This window comes from Streptococcus sp. CCH8-C6 (assembly GCF_001557225.1).
Taxonomy (GTDB): Bacteria; Bacillota; Bacilli; order Lactobacillales; family Streptococcaceae; genus Streptococcus; species Streptococcus sanguinis_C.
This window is the reverse complement of the sequence record NZ_LSJN01000076.1, coordinates 1-5,531: the sequence shown is the minus strand read 5'-3', so window position 1 is coordinate 5,531 and position 5,531 is coordinate 1. Positions and strand designations below refer to the sequence as shown.

7 protein-coding genes and 1 pseudogene are annotated in these 5,531 nt (G+C 34.4%); 2 read left to right on the top strand and 6 right to left on the bottom strand.

What is annotated here, in order from left to right:
• Together AX677_RS08075 and AX677_RS08070 are read right to left on the bottom strand one after the other, a co-directional pair.
• A pseudogene (locus AX677_RS08075) lies at positions 1-214 on the bottom strand (hypothetical protein); the annotation flags it as partial.
• 47 nt (positions 215-261) lie between these two features.
• Positions 262-714: a hypothetical protein gene (locus AX677_RS08070; RefSeq protein ID WP_004193386.1), complete on the bottom strand. Its 453-nt coding sequence runs from the start codon at positions 712-714 to the stop codon at positions 262-264.
• Between the two features lie 462 nt (positions 715-1,176).
• Here AX677_RS08070 and AX677_RS08065 point away from each other — a divergent pair, with 462 nt between their 5' ends.
• Complete coding sequence (locus AX677_RS08065; RefSeq protein ID WP_002898980.1) at positions 1,177-1,413, top strand: hypothetical protein; 237 nt, start codon at positions 1,177-1,179, stop codon at positions 1,411-1,413.
• Positions 1,403-2,539, top strand: coding sequence for a YcjF family protein (locus tag AX677_RS08060; protein ID WP_002917741.1), 1,137 nt, complete (start codon positions 1,403-1,405; stop codon positions 2,537-2,539). Before AX677_RS08065 ends, AX677_RS08060 begins: the two co-directional genes overlap by 11 nt.
• A gap of 479 nt (positions 2,540-3,018) precedes the next feature.
• On the opposite strand, the gene AX677_RS08055 is transcribed toward AX677_RS08060, so the two are convergent.
• Genes AX677_RS08055 through AX677_RS09240 form a run of 4 tightly spaced genes read right to left on the bottom strand, consistent with a single transcriptional unit; the run spans position 3,019 to position 4,971 of the window.
• Positions 3,019-4,068 (bottom strand): DUF389 domain-containing protein, encoded by a 1,050-nt coding sequence (locus AX677_RS08055; protein WP_000126416.1) that lies wholly within the window; start codon positions 4,066-4,068, stop codon positions 3,019-3,021.
• A complete protein-coding gene (locus AX677_RS08050) occupies positions 4,065-4,388 on the bottom strand; it encodes a potassium channel family protein (protein ID WP_000825751.1) in 324 nt (107 codons plus the stop codon). Before AX677_RS08050 ends, AX677_RS08055 begins: the two co-directional genes overlap by 4 nt.
• A complete protein-coding gene (locus AX677_RS08045; RefSeq protein ID WP_000397555.1) occupies positions 4,385-4,744 on the bottom strand; it encodes a hypothetical protein in 360 nt (119 codons plus the stop codon). Before AX677_RS08045 ends, AX677_RS08050 begins: the two co-directional genes overlap by 4 nt.
• Positions 4,669-4,971 carry a TMEM175 family protein gene (locus tag AX677_RS09240; protein WP_006151097.1) on the bottom strand — a complete coding sequence of 101 codons (303 nt, stop codon included), beginning with the start codon at positions 4,969-4,971 and terminating at the stop codon, positions 4,669-4,671. Before AX677_RS09240 ends, AX677_RS08045 begins: the two co-directional genes overlap by 76 nt.
• Positions 4,972-5,531: the final 560 nt, after the last annotated feature.

The following is a 5,531-nucleotide window of genomic DNA, read 5'->3' as shown; positions in this document are numbered from 1 at the left end:
TTACCAAATCTATAATTTCTTGCTCATGCTTTTTTAGATAAGCGAGCTGTTTTTGATTGACAGCTTCCTTGTCATCTGCAATATCTTTTTTTGTAGAAGTGACTTTCTTATCTTGTTTATTACTTTCTTTTTGGGTCATGGCACATCCTCCCAGACTTATGAGCGCTACTATTGATGTAACTGTTGCAATTATGATTTTCGTTTGTTTCTTCATAGTATCTCCTTGGAATGTTTAATTAATTATCAAGATCTAAATTTCAATTAGGAAAAAAGATTACCTCTTATTCTTAATTGATTACTAAGGAACATCTCATCCATATTTAATGTCCCATCATCATTTATTGGAATTAATATTCCCCAACTTGAACTTTCAGTATTATTGAAACTTCCATAAATTTGCAGCATTTTTCCCCCACCTTGAGGAGTACCATTACTCGCTTCACTCCATCTAACACCATCCCAATCAATCTGAACGGATTCGACTTTTGGACTTTGAGCTTTTACCAAATCTATAATTTCTTGCTCATGTTCTTTGAGATAGGTGAGTTCTTTTTGTTTGATGGCTTCTTTATCATCTTTGATAGCCTTTTTTGAAGAAGCAACTTTCTGATCTCCTTTATTACTTCCTTTTTGATTCATAGCGCATCCTCCTATACTTACTAGTGCTACTATTGAAACAACTGTCGCAATTATGATTTTCGTTTGTTTAGTCATAACGTCCCCTTAAATTTTTTGATATCACACTAATTTCTCTAAAACAACTGGTAACATCCATACTAATTTTTCAGTCACTCAAAACTCAATATTACACATCTAGTGTACTATATAAATTTTTAAAAATCTATAAATTACTAAATCTTAGCATGCTATTTTCTTAGACTTATTTTACAAATCATAGCCCCCATCTAGGGAGCACATACGCAAGACAGGTGGTTTATTTTTCTTGTACCTTGGAGAGCGAGAGAGGCTGAAAGCCACATAACTACTTTTCTATCTTCAATATCTTTGTCCCCTCTTCATTACAACTAATATTACTCTGCTAACATTACTTCAATTTCTATCGAAGAACTTGTTCTAAAAGCTTTAAAACAAAGAGATAAACAAAATCATTAAATTGACTCTTTTAATTTCTTATATGATATAATTATTTTAAATATCATATTAGTGAGAAATATTATGTCAAAGACAAAAGGTAACAAAAAAAGAAATTCTTCTAAAGTCAAATATATCTTAGGAAGCGGAGCTTTAATTTTAGCTTCTACAGTGATTCTGCCTAAAGTTTTGAAAAAAACAACAAATTATTTATATAAAAAGCAAGTAAAAATAACTAATCATCGAAAAGTAACTTTTGATTGTAAGGACAAATTGGTTAAAAAATCTGAATATAAAAAGGTAGAAGATCATGCAAATTAATACTGACAATATTGCGCAACAGTGTCTTAATGCGATTAATGATAGAATTCACAATTTAAAAAGATTAAACATCATTGTAATTGGGAAATCAGGCGTCGGTAAAAGCACACTAATCAACAGTTTGTTTAGAGGTAATTTTGCTGATACTGGATTGGGTCGACCAGTAACTCAAGAAATTCGCAAAATTGAAAAAAACGGATATCCTTTGGCAATCTACGATACACCCGGCTTTGAATTGTCATATGCCCAACAGGAGAGTGTCAAAGATGAAGTGATCAAACTAATTAACAACGGTTACTCTTCTAATGATATCAATGAGGTAATTCACTGCATTTGGTATTGTATTAATGTCGGTTCAAACCGTACCTTTGATAGTTCAGAAGTGGAATGGCTCAGAGAGTTTTCCGAGAAAAATAAACAGTCTAAAGTCCCAATCATTGTTGTCCTTACTCAATCTGTACCTAAGAAAAAAGCACTAGAAATGAAAGCTCATGTTGAGCAGGAAAACTTAGATGTTTGTAAAGTTGTGCCAATTTTAGCTCAAGATATGGATTTTGATGAGGAATATGTCGCTAAAGCTTTTGGATTAGATACTTTGATTGATGTAATGTCTGAGGTATTGCCAAATGAGCTACAAGATACTCTCCAAAATATCCAAAAAGTATCTCTGGAATCTAAAAAAAAACATGCTAGGGCAGTCATTGCGACTGCAGTAGCAGCAAGTTTTGGTGAAGGTTTCGCGCCAGTTCCTTTTGCAGATGCATTCATGCTTGTACCGACCCAGATAAGCATGATTACTGGCATCACAGTAATATTTGGGCTTGATATAAATAAAACCTTTCTAACCGCCTTTGTATCCTCAACTTTAGGATCTGGGGGAGCAACATTCCTTGGAAAAACAATCGTTTCTAATATACTCAAATTTATTCCCGGAGTAGGAACAGCAGTTGGCGGAACGATTTCTGGAACCACTGCTGGATTAATTACAACTGCTTTAGGCGAGGCTTACCTATTTTTAATGGAACAAATATTTAAAGGAGAAATAAGCAAAGAAGCACTAGGTACTCCTGCCGGACAAAAACAAATGACAAAACTTTTTAGAGAACAATTATCTAAAAAAAGATAATACACCAAGATTTTGAATCTTGGTGTATTTTTAGGTTAAATTGTTTTTTACATCAAAAAAGACATCCAAGAGAAATTCTTGAATGTCTGTAAATGTTGATAGTATCGTATTGATTAACGTTTTGAGAATTGTGACGCTTTACGAGCTTTCTTAAGACCTGGTTTGGAAAGTATGAATTTCAGTTGGACTAAAAACAGCGTAATATCAAGACTTTTCTCCGCTTTTATAAAAGCTTTTTTCCAATCAAATTCAACTAATTTTATCCGAATGGTGTGGATTTTACCCCCAAAATTACAGAGAATGGAGCTGATAAACACTAAACGTTCACACCATTAGTTAAATGATTTTTTGTTCATCATTTTTCTTAGATGATAGAACTTCTAATTTATTTCTTATTCAAGCAAAAACAACCTGCTATAAGTAAGAAAGAGGAAGATACAAGAAAAACACGGCGTAAAAACCGATTCAGTTCATTGTCCTCAATCCTTGTCTGCTTCATTTTCTTTTACGAGATCGTTTTGTGAATCTTTTTCAGAGAGTTTTTGATCAATATACTTGTCAATGTTTTCATAAAATTCCTTGGTCGCTTCACTATCTAATGTTGGCGAGTTCTGAACTTGATTCACTTTCAATTGAACAGATTGAATACCGTAAGAGGCTTGTTTTTGGTGGAGTGTTTCTAATTCTTCTTCTGAAATCGGATCTCCAACAACCGTCAAGACCAATTCATTGTTACTTGACTTGTAGACTTGATTAATAACCGTATAATTGGCGAACTCTTTTCCTACAAACTGTTTGATCCCTTCTTTGCGCGCTTGTTCTATTGTCAGAGTAACTGCCGAATAGCTAGCTGGAAGAATCAACAATACAATCAAAGATATCAAGCCAATTCTCATTTTAATGCTCAGCTCTTTAAATGAAGTTAAAGGAGATTTTCTCATCAAAATTCTTGTTCCAACAATGTTGGCTAGCATGATAAAGACACAGTTGATCAAGAAAAGATAGAGAGCCCCCAATAAAAATCGTACATTCCCATTAGCTAAACCATAGCCAGCAGTACAGATAGGCGGCATCAGAGCTGTAGCAATGGCTACTCCTGGCACGATATTGTTTGCTTCTTTTTTCCTTGAACCGATCACACCAGCAATCCCACCAGCAATAGCAATGAGGACATCCCAAATGGTTGGAGAGGTTCGTGCAATCAACTCGCTACTTGCATAAGACAAGGGAGAAATCCAGAAATACAGAGTCGAGACAAGCAAACTGACCAACACTTGAGTCAATAAAACCTCTAGAGATTGCTTGATTAAACGCGTATCAAAAATAGCTAAACCGAATCCCAGTCCAACAATCGGTGTCATGAGAGGTGAAATCAACATGGCTCCTATAATGACAGCTGTTGAATTCATATTTAGTCCGATAGAGGCAATAAAAATTGCACACATCAAAATCGCTGTATCTCTCAATCGAACATGAAGGTCATCGTATAATTTCTCACGGTATTCCCGTGTTGAATAATTGGCAGTCATTTGTCCTCTCCTCTTTCCTTATTTAAATTGGTATAATAATTAAAAATAACAGCTGATAAACAGCCAAAAAATATGAGCCCATAAATCGTCAAGAAGACACTGGTAATCCTTCCAATCAAGGTCACAGCTAGGAGATCCCCGTAGCCGACAGTCGTCGAAGTCACAAAAGCATACCAAAGACCGTCTCCGTAATTTGTGATAGCAGGTTCAACTAGGAAAAGCACGCCTCCTGACCCAAAAACAAAGGTCACAAAACTCAGAGCAAACCGAGTAAAACCCGTAACCTGCATAATATGCCATAACATTTTTAAACGTTTCATTTGTTCTCCTTATTCATACTAGCTCCTGACCGAGCCGTTTTTTTCCAATAATCAAAGTGAAGATAGGACATGATCTCCATCAGAGAAAGATAGACAAACTGATAGATCTGATTTAAGCTGATTATCAACTGATATTGTTTGAAAAATGACTGGAAGAAAGACCAGATATGACTGTCTTGAATCAGTCCCTTCTTAATATCAGACAGGATATTAGCTAAAGCTCCCAAGGACTGAAACGGTAAATCCTTGACATTTATATAGATCCGGTCCACCACATCATTCAGACTGGTATCTTGGATGGCATGAAATTCTCCAAAGAGAACTCCTGCCGCTCCAAGAGTAGAAACAAATTCCACCAAATAATTTCTGAGGAAATTTTCTCAACCTTTTCCCATAATGTGTTTAGTGCCATCCATAACGATCCCAACCAGAAAAAGGAAAGAAAACAAGCAAAGAAATTTTGCCGTAAATCCCAAAAAGCTTCAAGACTTGGTGTTGTTGGTTTTTCTAACTCTAAAACCAAGATGGTCATAATAATTGCTAGAACAGCATCTGTCAATACAATTAATCTGTCTTTCTTCATCGGATTGCATCCCCTTTCTTTTTTGTAACATTCTATCTTATCGCATAATATTGGATATTCTTTCATAATCCGACTACAAACAAAAATAAACCAAAAAGTATGTCCCTATTATACTATATTTAACTCTAGAAGTATTCATCCATCTAATTAATAAATATATCATATTTCACAATAAGTGAATACTATCAAAGATTCATCCCCTTTCACTTCATCATGTAGTGTTGCTTAGATTTATCAAAAACAACCAAATTTGTATTAATTTCAAGTATCACCTAGTTACAAAAATTTGGGGTGAACAGAAAAAGCATCCCGTATTTTTGATACGAAATGCTTTCAATAAGTTTAAATAAGTTTTAACGTTTACTAAATTGTGATGCTTTACGAGCTTTTTTCAAGCCTGGTTTGGAAAGTATGGGTTTCAGTTGGACTAAAAACAGCGTATTATCAAGGCTTTTCAGAACGATATCTACTGATTAATTTCATAAAATATGAATCAATAGATTATAAATAGGGGAATAGTTTAGGTCTGTAAGCATTAAAATAATACACCTAACTTTGAT

Bases quoted from the DNA above. Each gene is read 5' to 3' on its own strand.
- AX677_RS09240 (WP_006151097.1), bottom strand. From the start codon at position 4,971: ATGAAGAAAGACAGATTAATTGTATTGACAGATGCTGTTCTAGCAATT.
- AX677_RS08055 (WP_000126416.1), bottom strand. From the start codon at position 4,068: ATGACTGCCAATTATTCAACACGGGAATACCGTGAGAAATTATACGAT.
- AX677_RS08070 (WP_004193386.1), bottom strand. From the start codon at position 714: ATGACTAAACAAACGAAAATCATAATTGCGACAGTTGTTTCAATAGTA.
- AX677_RS08065 (WP_002898980.1), top strand. From the start codon at position 1,177: ATGTCAAAGACAAAAGGTAACAAAAAAAGAAATTCTTCTAAAGTCAAA.
- AX677_RS08050 (WP_000825751.1), bottom strand. From the start codon at position 4,388: ATGAAACGTTTAAAAATGTTATGGCATATTATGCAGGTTACGGGTTTT.
- AX677_RS08060 (WP_002917741.1), top strand. From the start codon at position 1,403: ATGCAAATTAATACTGACAATATTGCGCAACAGTGTCTTAATGCGATT.